Source organism: Streptomyces sp. NPDC047017, assembly GCF_040644175.1.
GTDB lineage: Bacteria > Actinomycetota > Actinomycetes > Streptomycetales > Streptomycetaceae > Streptomyces.
Genome location: NZ_JBEYVW010000031.1, coordinates 55375 through 71995, shown reverse-complemented (window position 1 = coordinate 71995; position 16621 = coordinate 55375). Strand labels below are relative to the sequence as shown.

16 protein-coding genes are annotated in these 16621 nt (G+C 71.8%); 6 read left to right on the top strand and 10 right to left on the bottom strand.

Features of this window, described 5'->3' with window-relative positions; genetic code table 11:
• Positions 1-570: 570 nt before the first annotated feature.
• Genes ABZ858_RS35410 through ABZ858_RS35400 form a run of 3 tightly spaced genes read left to right on the top strand, consistent with a single transcriptional unit; the run spans position 571 to position 4210 of the window.
• Positions 571-3096, top strand: a complete 2526-nt coding sequence (locus ABZ858_RS35410; protein WP_361388495.1) for a Helicase associated domain protein — start codon at positions 571-573, stop codon at positions 3094-3096.
• The gene (locus ABZ858_RS35405; RefSeq protein WP_361388504.1) at positions 3096-3395 is read left to right on the top strand and encodes a hypothetical protein; all 300 of its coding nucleotides are present in this window, start codon (positions 3096-3098) and stop codon (positions 3393-3395) included. The genes ABZ858_RS35410 and ABZ858_RS35405 overlap by 1 nt, the downstream gene beginning before the upstream one ends.
• Positions 3392-4210 carry a hypothetical protein gene (locus ABZ858_RS35400; protein WP_361388492.1) on the top strand — a complete coding sequence of 273 codons (819 nt, stop codon included), beginning with the start codon at positions 3392-3394 and terminating at the stop codon, positions 4208-4210. The genes ABZ858_RS35405 and ABZ858_RS35400 overlap by 4 nt, the downstream gene beginning before the upstream one ends.
• Before the next feature lie 62 nt (positions 4211-4272).
• On the opposite strand, the gene ABZ858_RS35395 is transcribed toward ABZ858_RS35400, so the two are convergent.
• Both ABZ858_RS35395 and ABZ858_RS35390 read right to left on the bottom strand, forming a co-directional pair.
• A complete protein-coding gene (locus ABZ858_RS35395) occupies positions 4273-5340 on the bottom strand; it encodes a hypothetical protein (protein WP_361388489.1) in 1068 nt (355 codons plus the stop codon).
• A 122-nt stretch (positions 5341-5462) separates the two neighbouring features.
• The gene (locus tag ABZ858_RS35390; protein WP_361388486.1) at positions 5463-7097 is read right to left on the bottom strand and encodes a replication-relaxation family protein; all 1635 of its coding nucleotides are present in this window, start codon (positions 7095-7097) and stop codon (positions 5463-5465) included.
• 659 nt (positions 7098-7756) lie between these two features.
• Here ABZ858_RS35390 and ABZ858_RS35385 point away from each other — a divergent pair.
• A complete protein-coding gene (locus tag ABZ858_RS35385; protein WP_361388482.1) occupies positions 7757-8200 on the top strand; it encodes a hypothetical protein in 444 nt (147 codons plus the stop codon).
• 433 nt (positions 8201-8633) lie between these two features.
• On the opposite strand, the gene mobF is transcribed toward ABZ858_RS35385, so the two are convergent.
• The gene (gene mobF, locus ABZ858_RS35380) at positions 8634-10601 is read right to left on the bottom strand and encodes a MobF family relaxase (RefSeq protein WP_361388479.1); all 1968 of its coding nucleotides are present in this window, start codon (positions 10599-10601) and stop codon (positions 8634-8636) included.
• Positions 10602-10895: 294 nt separating this feature from the next.
• Between mobF and ABZ858_RS35375 the strand changes: the two genes are divergently transcribed.
• Together ABZ858_RS35375 and ABZ858_RS35370 are read left to right on the top strand one after the other, a co-directional pair.
• Entirely contained in the window at positions 10896-11237 is a 342-nt protein-coding gene (locus ABZ858_RS35375) for a hypothetical protein (protein ID WP_361388476.1), read from the top strand.
• Between the two features lie 29 nt (positions 11238-11266).
• Positions 11267-11476, top strand: a complete 210-nt coding sequence (locus tag ABZ858_RS35370) for a hypothetical protein (RefSeq protein WP_361388473.1) — start codon at positions 11267-11269, stop codon at positions 11474-11476.
• Positions 11477-11575: 99 nt separating this feature from the next.
• On the opposite strand, the gene ABZ858_RS35365 is transcribed toward ABZ858_RS35370, so the two are convergent.
• The 7 genes from ABZ858_RS35365 to ABZ858_RS35335 all read right to left on the bottom strand — a co-directional run bounded on the left by ABZ858_RS35365 (position 11576) and on the right by ABZ858_RS35335 (position 16620).
• Complete coding sequence (locus ABZ858_RS35365; RefSeq protein ID WP_361388470.1) at positions 11576-12484, bottom strand: ParA family protein; 909 nt, start codon at positions 12482-12484, stop codon at positions 11576-11578.
• Positions 12481-13821, bottom strand: a complete 1341-nt coding sequence (locus ABZ858_RS35360) for a ParB/RepB/Spo0J family partition protein (protein WP_361388467.1) — start codon at positions 13819-13821, stop codon at positions 12481-12483. The genes ABZ858_RS35365 and ABZ858_RS35360 overlap by 4 nt, the downstream gene beginning before the upstream one ends.
• Positions 13822-13979: 158 nt before the next feature.
• A complete protein-coding gene (locus ABZ858_RS35355) occupies positions 13980-14348 on the bottom strand; it encodes a hypothetical protein (RefSeq protein WP_361388464.1) in 369 nt (122 codons plus the stop codon).
• Positions 14345-14752: a ParB N-terminal domain-containing protein gene (locus ABZ858_RS35350; protein ID WP_361388461.1), complete on the bottom strand. Its 408-nt coding sequence runs from the start codon at positions 14750-14752 to the stop codon at positions 14345-14347. The genes ABZ858_RS35355 and ABZ858_RS35350 overlap by 4 nt, the downstream gene beginning before the upstream one ends.
• Complete coding sequence (locus ABZ858_RS35345) at positions 14749-15342, bottom strand: hypothetical protein (RefSeq protein WP_361388458.1); 594 nt, start codon at positions 15340-15342, stop codon at positions 14749-14751. Before ABZ858_RS35345 ends, ABZ858_RS35350 begins: the two co-directional genes overlap by 4 nt.
• Positions 15343-15404: 62 nt before the next feature.
• A complete protein-coding gene (locus ABZ858_RS35340) occupies positions 15405-16118 on the bottom strand; it encodes a hypothetical protein (RefSeq protein WP_361388455.1) in 714 nt (237 codons plus the stop codon).
• A gap of 10 nt (positions 16119-16128) precedes the next feature.
• On the bottom strand, positions 16129-16620 hold the full coding sequence (locus ABZ858_RS35335) for a hypothetical protein (protein ID WP_361388452.1): 492 nt from the start codon (positions 16618-16620) through the stop codon (positions 16129-16131).
• Between the last annotated feature and the right edge of the window lies 1 nt (position 16621).

Below are 16621 nucleotides of genomic sequence, written 5' to 3'. Positions count from 1 at the left end.
CCGCCACCCAACCGCAGGGCAGGCGGCCCGCGTTGCGGGCCGGGGCCAGCCTCCGGCCGCCCCGTGGCCTCCGCTGCGCTCCAGCCACACCGGGCGCGGGCCCAACTCCCGTGCGGGCCAGGCGTGCCACGCTCCGCGCGGCCCACCCAACAGGGCTCACGCCACAAGCAGCAGCAACAGGGAGGGGTGGTGACGGGCCGTTGGGACGGGTGAGAGAGCGCGGGGGCCGGCCTCTCGGGCGGGTGGTACTGATTGAGGGCCCGTCAAGGCCCCTAGGGAGCTTGCGATAGGGGAAGGCTAACAGCTTTCGGTCACGTTCGGGGGAATCTCGGGATTCTATGTGTCTCTTTTCTAAGAGGGGGATAGACTCTGGACTCAGAGCACCCCACCCCGGAGCGCTCCGAGAGGTTTTCGAGATCCACCGCACGGCCTGACCGGTGATCGGTGAGGCAGAGTCACAAGCCGATCCCGCCAGTTCGACCCTAGCTCTCCGCAGGCTCTCTAGGTGCAGGTTTCCCGTTTCCCGCCGCTCCAGTCGACCGGACGGCATCCACGAGAAGGCAGACGGATATGTCGACCACTAACCGCATTGACCAGCGCGAGGCAGCCCAGCGAGAAGCCATTGACGCGGTCGTGCGTGCCCTCGAATTGTCTGCAAGATCACTTGTACCCGAGCGAGGGCTCCGGACGCAGGTGATCATGGCGACCGGGTCCGGAAAGACCCGGGTGGCGGTCCGCAGCGCGGAGGAGCTCCACGCGGGCCGTGTGCTGGTGCTCGTGCCCTCGAAGGACCTGCTGACGCAAACCGAGGCCGCGTGGCGCGAGGGAGGCCGCCGGGGGCCGATGATCGGGGTTTCCTCGTTGCAGGGCGAGGAAGCGCCCTTTCCCAACACCACGGACGTGGACGAGCTGGTGGAGTGGACGCGCGGCCTGGACAAGGTCACCGTCTACGCCACCTACGCCAGCCTCGGACTCGGCAAGCTGGAGCAGGCACACGCTGAGGGCCTGGCAGCGTGGGACCTGATCGTCGTGGACGAGGCCCACCGCGTTTCGGGCCGGATCGGGAAGCCGTGGGCGGTCGTCCACGACAACCAGAAGATCCCGTCCCTGCGCCGCCTGTACATGACGGCCACGCCCCGGCTGTGGCAGCTCGGGGACGAGGACGAGGCCGGCGCCCCGGGCGAGCTGGTAGCGAGCATGGAGGACGACCCCGAGGGCCCCTTCGGCAGCCGCTGCTTCACCCTGACCCTCTCGGAGGCCATCGACCGGGGGATCTGTGCCCCTTACCAGGTCGTATGCGTGGACATCACCGACACCGCGCTCCAGGCCGCGCAGCTCCTGGGCGCGGAGGGCCGCTCGGCAGAGGTCCGCGGGGCCCGGCTCGCCGCGCTGCAGACCGCCCTGGTGAAGGCGTCCGCGGAGGAGAACTTCCGCCGCACGCTCGTCTTCCACCACGTCGTCAAGGAAGCCGAAGCCTTCGCGGCTGGCCTTCCGGACGTCGCCGCGCAGCTGCACGCCAGCGACCCCGTGCTGTACCCGAAGACGATCTGGGCGGACTGGGTCTACGGCGACCACAAGGCACTCCACCGCCGCCGGCTGCTCGGTGAGTTCGCGTCCGGGATCGCCACGGACGGCACCGTGGTAGAGAAGTGCTTCCTCTGCTCAGTGAAGGTCCTGGGCGAGGGCGTCGACACCAAGAACTGCGACTCCGTGTACTGGGCGGACGTACGCGGCTCGATGCCCGACCTGGTCCAGGCCGTCGGCCGGGCGCTGCGGATGCAGCCGGGCGAGGGCAAGGTGGCCTCGCTCGTGGTGCCGGTGCTGCTTGGGCCCGGTGAGACAGCGGACAGCATGCTCACGAGCAGGGCGTTCGGGGGGCTGGCCAAGCTGTTGGAGGCGCTGCGGGCCCACGATGCCCGGATCGTAGAGCCCCTTGCGGAGCAGCAGGCCCCGAGCCGCTACAAGCCCGTCAGGAAGGACGAGAGCGGGCAGAGCACGGGTGGGAGCGGCGAAGGCTCGGGGAGCGTCAGTGCCCCCGCCAAGGCCCTGTTGAAGTTCAGTACGCCGCGCGACCCGGCCGCCCTCGCGGCGTTCATCAACCTGCGTGTCGTCAACCCGGAGCACGAGCACTGGCGGCGCGGCGTGGAGGCGGCCGTGATCTACGCCCGCGAGCACGGCGACCTGCGGGTGCCGTTCACGTTCCGGGTGCCCGCCGCCGTCGACGGCCAGGAGGCGGAAGGCGAGGGGTGGCCGGCCTCGCTCGCGGGCTTCCCGCTGGGGCAGTGGACCGCCGACGCGCGCCGGTTCTACGCCCGCGGCGAGATGGACGAGGACCGCGTCGCTCAGCTGGAGAAGCTCGGCATGATCTGGTCGCACTTCGACGTCGCCTGGGAGGAGGGCCTCACGGCCGCGCGCGGGTGGGCTGCCGAGAACGGGCACCTCCTGGCGCCGCTGGACGCCACCTTCCAGGGCGCGGCGGTGGGCATCTGGCTCAAGAACGCGCGGGCCGCCGCGAGGAAGGCGCAGGAGATCGAGCGGCGGCGCGCGGAGGGCCTGCCGGTGGAGTCGTCGGCCGGGGCGCTGTCGACCGAGCGGCGCGAGCAGCTGGAGGAGATCGACGCCTCCTGGTGCCCGTCGTGGCCGGTGACCTGGCAGCGGGCCTTCCACCTGGTGCGGATGCACCTGGACGCGGGCGGGACGCTGCCCACCGAGGTGGGCGACGTCGTACGTCAGGGCGAGGACCTGGGGCGGTGGGTGCAGTCCGTGCGGTACGGGTGGGACCAGCTCACGACCGTGCAGCAGTGGATGTGCGAGCAGGTCCTCGGGATCGAGCCCGCGCCCGAGGAGGAGAAGCCGCAGCGGCCCCGTACGCAGGCCGACAAGTGGAACGCCCACCTCGCCGCCGCGAAGCAGTTCTTCGAGCGCGAGGGTCACCTCAAGGTCCCGCGCAAGCACGTGGAAACCGTGCTCACCGAGGACGGCCAGGAGGACCAGTACCGGCTGGGGGCGTGGGTCAACAACCAGCGGAGCCGGGCCGCCGGACTGTCGCCGGAGCGGGTGGAGCAGCTGTCCAAGGTCGGGATGCGGTGGTCCTGATGGTAGGCGTCGTCGTCATCCCGGCCGCCGCGCTCGCGGCCGGCTATCTGCTCGGACGGCTGCGCCCGTGGCGGCGGGCGGGTGACTGGGCAGCCGATCAGGTCCGCTTCACCGGGGCGTGGGTCCGGGGCGGCGTCGTGCGGCAGGCCGTCGTCGTCCTGGTCCACGTCGTCACCGCGCCGCGCACCAGCTGGCGCATCATGCGCACCCCCGCCGCCGACACCACGGCGCCGGTTCCCGTACGCGATCCGGACTGGGTCGCCCACCGCACCCAAGCAGACAAGGGAGGCACCCCGTGAGCACCGAGCAGCACGACGCCGACGCGTACGGCCAGGAGCTGGCCGCCATCAGCCACCACCAGCACGAGGCCACGAACGCGCGGTTCATGGTCTTCCAGGCCCTGGCCGCCGCCGGGATCGGGCACGAGCAGGCCGACGAGATCGTGTCGGCGGTGGAGGCCGGGGCGGTGGCCGGCGCCCACACCTGGGTCTCCGAGAGCAGTCCCCCGCACGGGTCCGAGCCGCGGTTCGAGGACGGCTGGTTTGCCGGTGTCCGCGACGTCGCGAGCTACCTGCGGCGGATCGCCGACCACACCGCCACCACCGAGCGCGGGCGCGCCGCCTCCAGCGCCATGCTGGTCGCCCACCTCCAGCAGTCGGCCTCCCCCGCCCCGGAGGCGACGGCGGCGGCCGAACCCGCCCCGGTCTCGGTGCCGCCGCTGGAGGCGAAGGACGTCCTGGCGGCGGCGGAACGCTTCCCGTGGGCCGTGGCCGCCCCGGGTGACCGGCACTGGCCGGACGGGTCGGACTTCCTGGACGTCGCGCTGAGCGCGGTGGGCGACGAGGAACGCGCGGGGTACATCGAGCGCCTGGAGGCGTTCGTGGAGAAGCACCGCGACCGACTGGAGGAGCTGCTGCGCGCGTACGGGCCGGGCAGCAGGCCCGCCTCGCACGGCCGGTACGCGCTGGTCGGTCAGCCCGAGACGCTGGTCGTCCTGGAGCGGATGGAGGCCGCGCCGTTCCTCCTGCGCGGCCGGTGGGAGGAGGAGCTGGAGACCGTCTTCCTGGACGACCTCGAGTTCGCGTGGGGGCCGCGCATCCGACTCAGCCGGTGAGCAGCCGGGAACGAGCAGCGGGGCCGGGCAGGGTGATCCTGTCCGGCCCCGCTGTCGTCGAGTCAGCCGAAGTCGAGCGTGTCCTGGGCGAAGTCGGCCGGGGCCGGGGTGGGCGGGGGCGCTGGCGGTCCGGCCGGGCGGGCGGCCTTCCAGCGTTCGGCCAGCTCGTCCTTCCAGCCCTTCGGCGGGGGCCACGGCACGCCCCAGGCGGCGAGCTGGTCTCGCTTCCAGCCGCCGGCGGGCGTGCGTGCGGCTTCGACCTCTTCGGGTGAGGGGAGGTACGTCATGGATGGTGCGCTCTCCGTGTTCAAGAGTTGCCCCGCAATGTGGTGACGGAAGACCGACAAGTCAGATGCCTTGCTCAGAGGGAGCCACCCCTCGGGCATGGGAGAGCTCGCAAGCGAGGGAGGTTGAGCGCCGACGGGTGCGTAGTACATCTCGGCCTGCTCTTCCCACGTGGTCGTTTTCAACGCGACCTGCTCGTCGAACACTTCCTGCCGAAGGTTGAGCATCCCGGCTTCGTTCAGCGCCCGGACGAAGTTCAGGAGCTCGATCGTGCCGACCATCGCCCAAGCCACCAGGGGTACAGCAGCGCGAAACCGGTCGCGCAGTCCGAAGGTGTCTCCCTCCTTGCGGCGCTCTGGGTCGTGATGCACCACGTCTCCATAGATCCAGGCCATGGCCAGCCCGTGCGCATCGAGGTCACGCTCTTCGCCCGTGGACGTGTCAGCGACCATGACCCAGTAGCCAGATTCGTCGCGCGTGGCGGGGCTCACCCGTGTTCGCCACTCAGCGCGTGCGGCCCGTATCCACGCCGCATCTTGCGGCGCTGCTCGACAGGTGTAGCCCAGAGCTGAGAGCGCCTTCATGTGAAAGCAGTCCTCCTGCTCCAGCAGAATCGGCCTGATACGCGCTGCCGCAGACTCGACCACTTCCTCGGGCGGCAGCTCGTACGAGATCCGGACCTCGCCTCGTTCGACACGGACGTTGATGCTCATGCGGGTCAGCTCGACAAGAGCGTCCCAGTCGGTGGCCAGCGAGTGTTCCTCCACCCTGCGGGCCCTCAACACGAAAGCTTCCAGCAAGCGCTGGTGCTTCTCGTCAAGAGTTTCCGTCTGTCCGTGCCTCACGCGTCGTCCCCCTCCTATCAATCGCGTCCAGCATGACGTGCCTTCTCCGCCGCATCCATCCAATTGGCCGGGCTGATCCTTGCCAGAAGGAGAAGCGCGACTGGTCGGAAGGCGTGCCCGGCTCAACGGCGCAGGCGCGAGAGCCAGCCGGTCTTCTGCTCGGGCACGGCCGGCTCCTGCTCCTGGTCGTGCTCCTCCCGCCGGGGGCTCACGCCCCAGGTCCGGTCCAAGTCGGCCTCGTACTGCTGGTCGCAGTCCCCGCACAGAGACGGGTGCTTCGCTGGGGAAGCAGTCCAGCCGACGGGCTTGGTCGCCTTCCATCGTTCGTCGGTGAACGCGGCACCGCACTCGGTGCAGACGGGGCGCTCGGGGGCGGGCCAGAAGTCGTCCGACCCGGCCTCACGGCGGACCGGCTCCTGGCGCTCCCGCGTACCAGCCGCAGGGCTGACGACAGGGCCGGCCTTCTGCTTGCAGCCGTCGCACAGGTTCGGGTGGGAGTCCTTCGGGGTGCCCCAGTCCGTCGCCTGTACCGCGTTCCAGCGGGCATCGGTGAACCTCGTCCCGCAGCCGGTGCACACGGGGCGGCGGGCCTCCCGCTCAGCGGCCTGCTTCGCCGCCTGCTCCTGTGCTGCCCGTCGTAGGTCTGCCTGGTACGCCGCCGCGCGGGCCTTGGCCTCCTTCGCCTCGCGGGCCTGGGCGGCCTCGAAGCGCGGGTTGCCGATCGCCTCCAGGAGCGACTGCGGGTGCGTACGACCGAAGCGTGCGAACACGGCGCCGGACGGGCCGTGCTCGCGGAGGTTCTTCAGTCCGACCGCGATGATCGGGATCTTCCGGTCGTAGAGGTGGTGGCCGCCGCGCTGCCGCTCCCCCTGCCACAGGTGGCGGGTCAGCTCTTGCAGGCGCGGGACGGTGCGGTTGGGGTTGCGTTCGCCGATGTGGTTGAACACCAGTAGCACCGGCGGGTGCGGCATCTCCCCGTACGGGCCTTGGGGGGCGGTCCAGCGGGTGCGCCACATCGGGCGCTCCTTGCCGTCGGTGTCCTTCGCGGTGCGGCGGAAGAAGCGGGCGTACTTCTCCAGCTTCAGCGTGAGTTCTTCGGCGGTCTCGTGGCAGTTGTCGACCTCGATGAACAGCAGCGGCACGCCGTCCTGCGGGGCGGTGAGCACGAGGTCGGCCTGGGCGCCGCCCTTGCCGGGCGCGTTCCAGGTGCCGGTCGCCGGGAGCGGGACCTCGGTCCAGTACGAGGCGATGGTGCCGATGCCGTCCGGTCCGTCGACGGCGGCCTGGGCGGCGGCCTGGACGTGCGGCGGGTCGTCGGCGAGCTTGGCCATGTTCGGCTTCGGGCGCAGCATCGCGATCACGGTCTCGTTGACGGCCATCGGGTGGGAGGCCCCGCTGGAGCCCGCGCCGCGCGCGGTGGAGCCCATCTCCGTCACCGGGCGCCGCAGCTCGTAGGAGGCGGCCTCCAGGCCCTTGAGGGTCAGGTTGCGCAGGGAGTCGCCGGTCTCGGTGGAGCCGCCGTTCTCGGACAGGCCGTGCTTGCGCATGTCGGAGAGCGCGCCGGTGTGCGAGGCGGTGCGGGCCTGCTTCTGCTTCGACGGGGTCGCCTTGTCGGCGTGCCGGTGAGTCAGGTGCGGGGCGCCGATCCGCTGGATCTGATCGGCCGTGGCCACCTTCAGCGCTCCGAGCACGCGCAGCACGTCGCCGCGGTAGCTGTTCGTCGACCCCGCCGGGTTGGTCTTCCGCTTCCCCGTCATCAGCCCTGCTCCCTCTCCCTCGTTGCTCGCGACCGGCCGCCGGCCGACCGCCACCGCAGCGGCTGCCGCTGGCCGCGCCCGGCCTGGGAGGGCGTCCGGGCCCCCCGGAACCCGATGATCTCCTCCACTACAGACATATAGAGGAGAGAAGAGGGTTGTGACGGCGCGTTCTTCGCGCCGATTATGCCTCTGACTAGGGGTTTTCCTTCGTGCGGGGGTGTCGGGCTCCAAAGGGGGTTCCCGAGGGGCCTTTGAAGTGGGCACCCAGGGAGCCCCCTTGGGCGCGCCCGCCACGGTCCGGCCTTCCGGTGGGAGCAGCCCGATCGGGGCCGCTGCCCGGTCCTCGGGTGGGTGGTCGTCATCGTCTCGCCTCCGTCTCGGCCCCGGCCGCGGTCGGTCGGTCGGGGAGAAGGACAGCGTGCGGCCGACCCCCTTGTCCGCGGTCTGACCGAGGTCGGTAGCGGACCCTGTCTAGGGGAAACGCGGCCGTGGTCGGGGCGGTAGCAGAGGTCGACAAGGGGGGTGCGGCCACATTCGTGGTCGGGCCGGCCACCCCGGACAGCAGGGAGAAACCTCTGGTCTCTGTCCACAGGGTGACCGACCGAGGCTGCGGGGAGTCGTCGCGATTAGCGCGGCGCCACCCGTCTGAGGAGACCTCCATGCCGTACCTGATCCCGCCCCGTACCACGCTGACGCCCGAGCAGGTGGAGCTCGGCTTCGACTACCTCCTGGCGCTGCAGATGGGTGGCGGCGCCGCGGTCGCCGGGCGGGCGGAAGCGGACCCGGAGCTGGCGTTCGTCCTGCTGCGGCTTGCCGAGGACATCGTCGGACCCGCCACGGCCGTGGACGGGGAGGCAGAGCTGTCCGCGGACTCCTTCGCGCTGGACGAGGTCGGGTGCGCGCTGCTGTCCGCGCTGCGGGACTGGGCGAGGGACTCCCCCGTCACGGCGGCTCTGGGCATCGCCCGCAGCATCATCCGGTTCACGGTGAACGTCATCCCGGACCCCGAGCACCCGGACACCGCCGACGCCCTGGAGGCGATGCGCGATGAGCACCTGGTGCTCGCGCACGCGATGCAGTCCGCACCCGGTGCGCACCGCTGACCGCACCACCGCACCGGGTGGGAGCGCACCGGTGCGGTGGGTGCGCGCCGATCCGGTGCGCCCTGGTGCGGTGGTGCGCGCACCAGGGCCGTCCGGTGCGCTCCACTCGGTGGGTGGTGCGCGCACCGGTGCGGCCGGCGCGCGGAAGTGGTGCGCACCGGATGGACGGTGGTGCGGTGGAGTGGGTCCGGGTGGAGGCGATGAGGCGGCGCGTTTCTCCTTGACCTGAGCTGGTGTCAAGGGGAAACGCACCGCGTGGAGGCGCGGGCCCACTCCCGGCGATGGCGTCCACTCCACCCGGTGGGCCCCACTCGGTGGAGTGGGTGGCGAGCACGATGGCGTCCACTCCCACCCGGTGGACTCCACTCGGTGGAGTGGACACCAGGCATCGGCGGTGCGCACCACCGCACCGGGGTGCGCCACCGTGGTGCGCTCAGTGGCCGGCCTCCCGCCCCCGGTGCGGTCCGGACTGCTGTGGGCGGTGCGCCTGCTGGCCGTCCTGGCGCACCGGGTGCGCAGCGTTGGCATCGTCCGGTGCGGTGCGCCGGGCCGCGCGGGTGGCGCGGGTGCGGGCGGCCTCGCCCGCCTCGGTGAACACGTCCTGGAGGTGGCGCAGTCGGTCGGCCGTGATGTCGAGGGCTTCCACGTCCGTGCGGGAGTCCCGCAGGGCCCGCAGCGCCGTCATGTCGATCGCCTCGCCGGGCGTGGCCTCCGGCTCCTGGTCGTCGTGCTCGGGGTCGGCCGGCTCGGGTGCGAGCAGCTGCTCGGGCATCGCCGCCTGCTGGTGGGCGACGACGTCGTACGCCCGGCCCCGCACGGCGGTGGTGGTGCGCAGCTTCTCGCGGACCACCGCACGGGCGAGGACGGCGCGCTCGTACTGGAGCGGGACGCGGGGGATCTCCCACTCCCCCGCGTCCCGACCCGGGGCCCGGGGTCCGGCCGTCTCGCCGGGATCGGCCGGGGGTTGCCGGTCCGGATCGGGCACGGCGGGTGGGCGGCGGGCAGGGAGATCGGACAGGGCCCACCGGGCGGTGTAGAGGCGGTAGCCGGCCTCCAGGCCGCGGATCGTCTTCGGCTCGCTGATGTCCAGGCAGTGGGTGGAGATGGCGGCGGCCACGATCTGGTCGTCCAGGCCGGGGTCGCGGCGGCGGCCGCGCAGGACGAGGGCGAGGTGGCGGCGGGCTTCGGCGAGCAGGTGCCGACGGTGGAACCTTCCGCCGTCGTTCATCACGAACACGGTCGCGGCGACGTCGACGGCCGCCAGGGCGACGTCGACCACGGCGGCGACCCGGGCCCGAATCGCCGCAGCCGCGGCACGGGCGTACTCGAGGAGGGAGGTGATGACGTCGGCGGCGACACCGGAGGTGAGGATCGCGCTCGCCTTCCACCACGCGCGCAGTTGCGCGAGCGGCCGGGCCGACTGCTTGGACGGGCGGGTCTTGCGGGCGGCGATCTGGTTCAGCTTGGCGCGGGCGCGCTCGGAGACCACGGGCAGGAACCGCAGCTCGCCGTCGTCGTCGACGGCGGTGACGTACTCGTGCTCCAGCTCTGCCAGGCAGGCGGCGATCTGGTCGCTGCGCTGGGATGTCCAACGGATCAACTCGTGCGGCACCCCGGCGATCTCCATCACCGGCCGACGCCCCGGGGTGACGATGCGCGGCTCGGTCGCCAGCCCCAACGCCTCGCAGACCTCCGCGGCCACCAGCTCGTTGTAGAGCGCGGAGGCCGCCACCGTGTTCTCGTGCAGGGCCGTGGTGTGGATCGAGCCCCACTTCCCATCCAGACGCTGCCCCTTCACGCTCAGCAGCAGATGGTCATGGAGCAGGGGCCGACCGGAACGAGCCTCGTAGTGGCGGAAGCGGGCGGCGACCAGACCACCGGGCGGCCGCACCCGGTAGATGCCGTCCTTGCCGTACCGGATCACGGCGACCTCGTCCTCGATCCACTCCAGCACCCGCTCGATCGCGTACTCGTGCGCGGCCTCGATCACCCGCCGCGTCTCCTCGTCCCCGAACGCCCACAGGAGGTAGATCGTCGGCTGCGGCCGGAACACGAAGTCCACGCCCGTGACCGTCACCCGGCGTCCGAGGGCGCCGGCCTTGAACGCCTGCTTCGGGGAGTCGCCCTGGGCGAGCCGGTCAGCCTCGATCCGGTCCGCGTGCGGGTGACGGCCGCGCTCCCCGAACAGGTTCCGCAGCTGCGCCTCGGTGACCTCCTCACCCGGCGCGAGTCCGAGCGCGGCAAGTCCCCGGCCCGTCCAGCGCCCGACCGGGACCCCGGCTTGCTCCTGGGCGGCGCGCAGCGGCGTGCGGGCCGGGCGCCGGCCGTCGCCGACGACGGTCTCGCGCAGGTAGTAGCGGTACATCTGACCGGCCCGGACGATCCTGATATCGACTGTCATGCAGACCACGCCACACGGCTCTGACCTGCAATAAAAGACCGATCAGCCCGGCTTCCCGCCAGGCGGGAGCAGCGGCCGGACTTTCTTCTCGGGTGCCCGCCGGACGGGAAGCGGCTCCGGGCCGGACGTGAATGTCATCGCTCTCCGGCAGCACGCGCAGAACGACCCGAACGACACCAGCAAGCACCGCTGAGCATCACCACGCGCCAAGGAACGAGCACCGCCAAGGAAGCACCGCCTACCCAGCCCCCGGCACCCGCCGGGGGCTTCGTCGTGCTGCCCGGAGGAGACACCGTGCCCACCTTCGAGACCTGCCCCCGCTTCACCGCCGACCTCCAGCACCTCACCCCCGCCCAGCGCCGGCGCTTCCGCCGCGTCGTGCTGGACTCCTTCGTCCCGGACCTGCGCACCGGCCGCCAGTTCCGCCCCGGCTTACGGATCAAGGGCGTGCGGTGCGTGCCGGGCGTCTACGAACTCACCTGGGCACCGGACGGGCGCGCCACATGGTCGTACGGCCGGGTGGTGGTCGCCGGACTCCCCCACGTCGTATGGCACCGGATCGGGACCCACAGCATCCTGGACCGGCCCCTGGCCGAAGGCCGTCTTGCGGGCGCGGGCCGCGTGTTGGTTGGCTGATCGTTCCGAGCATCAGGAGGGGACACCGCGTGGCAGCGAACGAGTCGGATCACCTGAAGTCGTTGATCATCAGCACCGCACAGGAGCTCTGGGAGGACAAGGTCGCGCTGGGCAAGTTCCTCAACGTCGTCCGGCGCAGCGAGGGGTTCGCCCCGCTCGCCGACACGCTGGAGCAGTCCGAGGTCCGCCCCGCGAAGCCCACGTTCTACGGCGTCCAGAGCACCGAGTTCCAGAGCTGAGCGGCGGCCGGGCGCGCCGGCCTCCGTACGACGACCGCACATGCGGCGGCGGCCCCCACCACGGATGGTGGGGGCCGCCGCCGTTTCCACTGGAAACGCTCAGGCCGCTCGGTCGACGAACCCGAGGTGCGTCATCACCTTCCGGTAGTCCACGGAGGGCACCGAGTTGGGCAGGAGGATCGGCAGGGGAACCTCGTCCTCGTAGAGCTTCTTGGCGTCGGCCGAGTAGCGGATGTAGGGCAGCAGCACGGAGCCGTACATCGCCTCTGCTGCGGCTGTGGCACGTCGGGCCGCGGCTTCGTCGTAGGAGCGGGTGGGTGTGCCGGTGAGGAGCAGGTGGTTGAGGGTCGGCCTGCCGGGGACGGATCGGCGGCCGCGGTTCTTGTCGCGGACGCGCTCCAGCTCGTCAGTGAGCCGCTTGACCAGCTTGACGTCCTTGGGGTCGGCCTTGATCGATGGGATGACCGAGTCGTCCTCGTCCAGCATGCGCAGCACGGAGTAGGGCATCTTGCCGTAGCTCGCCGGGAAGTCCAGGTAGAAGACGGTGTCGTCGCCCTCGTAGGACTTCAGGATCTCGGCGAACCAGTCGTTGCGGTCGGCGTCCTCTGCGATGGCGAGGTCGGCGCCGGCCATGGAGGGGCTGCTGGGCACGACGCGCAGGTTCGGGATGGGCGCGAAGTCCTCTTCGGGGTCGTCGCCGTCGCCGATGCGGTAGCGCGCGGGTACGGCGACCTCGTCCAGGGTGGCCGTGCCGTAGAGCAGGTCGATCGCGGTCTTCATGCCCTTGAGGGCGGTCTCGTCGTAGCCGAGGACGGTGGTCGACGACATGTTGCTGTCGAGGTCGAAGACGACGCCGGGGTATCCGCGCAGGGCTGCGGTGACCGCCATGGAGGTGGCGCTGGTGGACTTGGTCGACCCGCCGCACTCGATGATGTAGGCCCAGATGAGGGGCCAGTTCCGGCGCTTGGGGCGGAAGCGCGGGTCGACGGTGACGCTGGTGGTCTTCATCGGGGTCCTCCTGCGGCGACCAGTCCGAGCTCTGCCTTCTCCCACGCGGTGTCCGGCTCGTAGTCCGCGTGCTCCTGGAGGAGGCGGACGTGGTTGCGTTCACGGCTGCCCCAGGACTGCCGGCGGGCGGCGGTCCGGAGTTCGGCGGCCGCCAGGGCGGCGGCGAAGGCGGCGAGGCGCTGCGCGGTCGCGTCGTCCGAATCCTGTATGGCGGCGAAGTAGGCGGCAGCGTCGGCGGCGTCCAGGCCGTGGCGGCCGGTCTCCCTGAGCCAGGTGAAGGCCCGCTGTTGCGCGGCCGACTGCTGCGGGGGCGCGAGCATCGCGGCGGTCATCACGGAGAGAATGAGGTCGCTGTGTGCGGGGTCGGTCACGTCGGTGGACCCCAGCAGGGTTCGGCAGGCTGCTTCCCGGGCTGCTGCGGCCGCGCGGCGATCGGCGTCGTCCTTGTCTCGTGCCGAGCGCTGCTTGGCTGCCTGCTTCGGCTTGCGCGGAGCGGGCGGGGAGGCCGGGGCGCCGTTTCCAGTGGAAACGGTCTCGGGTTCGTCAGCCGCTGGGCTGTCGCCGTTTCCGGTGGAGACGGCGGCGGGGGTCTCCGCAGGTTCGTCTTGCCGCTGGCGGGCCAGGATCTGGGCCTGCGCCTCTGCCGGGTGGGCGCCGCCGTGTACGAGACCGAGGTAGTCCTCCTGGTCGTCGTGGTCCAGCTGCTGCGCCTTCTCGGCTGCGCTGACCTTGAGGGTGCCGTCCCTCAGCGCGTCCTGCACGGCGGGGGCGAGTTCGAGCAGCTTGATCCGCTTCCAGACCGTGCCCTTGGACACCGCGCCGTTGGCGGTCTCGCCGACCTTCTCCGCGATCTGCTCGTAGGAGAGGCCAGCCTCCCGCAGGGCCTGGTAGTGCTCGGCTTCTTCCAGGGGGCTGAGCTGGGCGCGGCGCAGGTTCTCGATCAGGGTGATGAGGCGCGCGTCCTCCACCTTGCTGTCGAGCAGCACGCTGGGGATGGTCTCCCAGCCGAGTTCCTGGCAGGCGAGCCAGCGGTGCTCACCGAAGAGGATCACGTTCGGGGCCGTGATCTGGTCCCTGGTCTCCGGGTAGGTCGCCAACCAGACATCGGCCCTGATGTGAGCGATGCTCTGCAACAGGCCGACCTGCTCGATGGTGGCGGCGAGCTCGGGGACCCCCTTCTTCGCCCGCTTGTTGAACGGGTTGGGGCAGAGGGACGACAGCTCCAGGTCCAGGGTGTCCCCGCTGCGGTCCGTATCGGTGTACAGGACTTCTTCGGGGGCCACGTCGGGCTTGGACTTGGTGCTTTTACGCTTGGGCCGCGGGAGCGCGCCTGCCATTGGATCTCCAGGACTGCAGTCGGTACGGGGCGAGACTAGCGTTTCCAGTGGAAACGCCGCTGCGTGCTTGCTGGCAAAACCCTCGTTCGAGGGCCCTAAAACGCAGAAAGGCCCCCGCCGCCCGGACCGGAGTCGGGGCGGCGGGGGCCTTTGCAGCATCAGGTACTCAGGTTGACGTCGGGTGGGAGGTCCCGTCCGGCGAGGGCGTAGGTGAGGAGTCGGTAGGGGTCGGTCCACGCGCCGTGGATGCGGGCCTGGGCGCAGTGGAGGGTGCCGGTGAGGGCGGTCTCGGTGTCGGGGTGGATGAGGACCAGGGCGAGCGGGTCGGTGTCCGGCTGCTGCTCGGGGAGAGGCCGGCCGCGTTCCAGGCCGCGCTCTCCGATCCGTACGGCGACATCGCCGCGGCCGGTCCAGGGGGTCGGCCGCTGGCGGGCGGCGAGCATGGCGGTGAACTCCGCGACGGCCTTCTGGTCGCCGGGGTGCATTGGTCCGCTGCCGTGTCCGCAGCGGCGGAAGCGGGCGGTCATGAGCGCGCCTCCTGGTGGCACAGCCACGCCTGCCCGTTCCCGCCCAGCGCGTGGTGGGGGAACGGCTCGCGCTCCACGTCCTGGACGTCGGGGTCCCAGAACCAGCGGAAGGGGAAGGAGCGCACCCCCAGTTCGAGGGCGATGACGGCCCGGTGGTGCCCCTCGAAGACGAAGACGAGCCGATCGGCCGCGCGGACGCCCAGCAGGAGCGGCTCCCGGATGCCGTCCTTGGGGATCGACGTCCGTAGCTGCTCCAGCACCCGGCGGTCCCGGCCGTGCCGCTCGTGATACCTGCGGGCACCGGCCCACGTGGAGAACTCGGCAGGCCGGACCAGCCCCGGCCGGAGCACCGCGGTGCGCATGCGCCCGGTCCAGGGCCTGCCGTCGACGACGTGGGCCGTCACGAACGCACCGTCCGGCGGTGCAGCCGGGCCCGGATCCGGTAGCGGAGGGAGGCGCGTTCCTCGCGCTCCTCGATGGCGTCGGCGAGCAGCTCCTCGAGTTCGGTCATCTGCTCTTCGGCGTACCACTGGGGCTGGTAGTCGCCGGGGCAGACCGGGCACGGGTGGTCGTGGCCGGCGAACTCAAGCCACGGCGCGCAGCCGACCTCTCCGCAGGTCGGTTGGGTGGGGTCCTCGCCGATGCCGGAGCAGTACGGGCAGCGGGTGTAGCGGTAGTCGATGGGCGCGCCCGCGTGGAGGTCGGAGTGGAGCTGGGCGAGGCCGCGGACTCCGAGCTCGCGCAGCAGGGCGTCGGCGGCGAGGACCTGGCGGTCGATGCCGGTGTGGTGGTGGTCGGCGAGCATCGTCACGGCGGTGCACCAGGCGAGGCTGGAGCGGTCGACCGGGACCGGGTAGCTGCTGGCCCACGGGTCGGCCGGGTTGAGGTCGGCGGGCGGCGGGGCCGGCGCGGTGAGCGGGATGCCCAGGATGGTGAGCTGGGCGGTGACGTCGGCGGTGCGGCGGGTGAACTGGTCGAAGACGGTGGTGGGCATCGGCCCTCACATGGACGGGGCCGCCGGGACCGTGGTGGTCCCGGCGGCCGGGCGGGTGGGGGTCAGCGGGCCGGGGTGAGGGCGGCCTTGTGGGTGTCGCGGTGCTTGCTCTGCTCCGGCTCGGCGAGGACGCGCAGGCCGTGCGGCTCGCCGACCGTGCCGCAGGCGCTGCACACCACGGCGTAGTTGCGGCGGCCGGCGCACCCGGCGTCGGGGTCGCGGGGCTTGCCGGAGGGGCTGACGGCGTGGGTGCATTCGGTGCCGTCGGGGTGGAGCGGGATGACCTTCACGCTGATGCGGGCCATGGGCTTCGTCTCCTGTTCGGGCTCGGGGAAGGGAAGTTGGTGGAGCGCGGCCGCCGGGGTGCGGCCCCGGGTGAGGCGCGGCGGGGTGGGCGGCTCGGTGCGGGTGAGCGCGGTCTCGGGGAGGAGTCCGAGCTGTCCGGCGGCGGCCGCGCGGGCGGCGAGGGTGAGCGAGCGGGTGACCCGGTGATGTCCGTGGTCGATGCGCAGGTGGCAGAGCTGGCAGGCGGCGAGCAGGTTGATCTCTCGCACGTCTTCGGGGGTGTGGTTGAGGTGGGCGGTGGTGAGGCCGACCACGGACCCGGTGTCCGGGTGGATCTCCTCGTGGACGGCGGGGCAGCGGCCGCCCGGGTGCGTCAGGCCGCAGTGGCCCGTGCACTCGCAGCGGCCGCCCGCCCGCTCGAACCGGATCCGCGCGCTGATCTGGGGCCAGTCGCGCGGGTAGCGGTGGAGGTTCTCGGGACGGATGGGCACGGCGGCTCCGCTACTCGCCGCCGGCGGCCTGGCGGTGCTCGAAGGCTTCGAGCAGCTCGCCGATCCCGTTCGGCTCGGGCGCGGTGCCGACCCGGACGCCGGTCTCGGTGAACACCTCCACCTCGGGGACGTCGGCGTCGAAGTAGCAGACGTACGGCCCGTACCGCTCGATGACGGCCGTGGCGACGGCGGCTGGGTCGGACAGCTCCGGCGCGGTCTCCAGCACGGCGAGCTCGGTGACGACCAGCCACATCGGCTCGTCCGGCGTGCGGGGCAGCCGAAGGTAGCCGGTGACGCGGAGCTTGTCGCCGGGGACCAGGTCGTGGATGACCGCGTGCGCCAGCGCGGAGTCGGCAACGGTGCAGGGCAGGATCATCTCGTCCGCGCGTTCGTCCGTCGGGGAGACGGTGAGGCGGAACCGCGCCGTCGACCCGTGCAGGTCGCCGGGCACAGTCTCCTCGTCCAGGAAACCGTCCAGGGCTATCGCGTCGTCGGCGGCCACG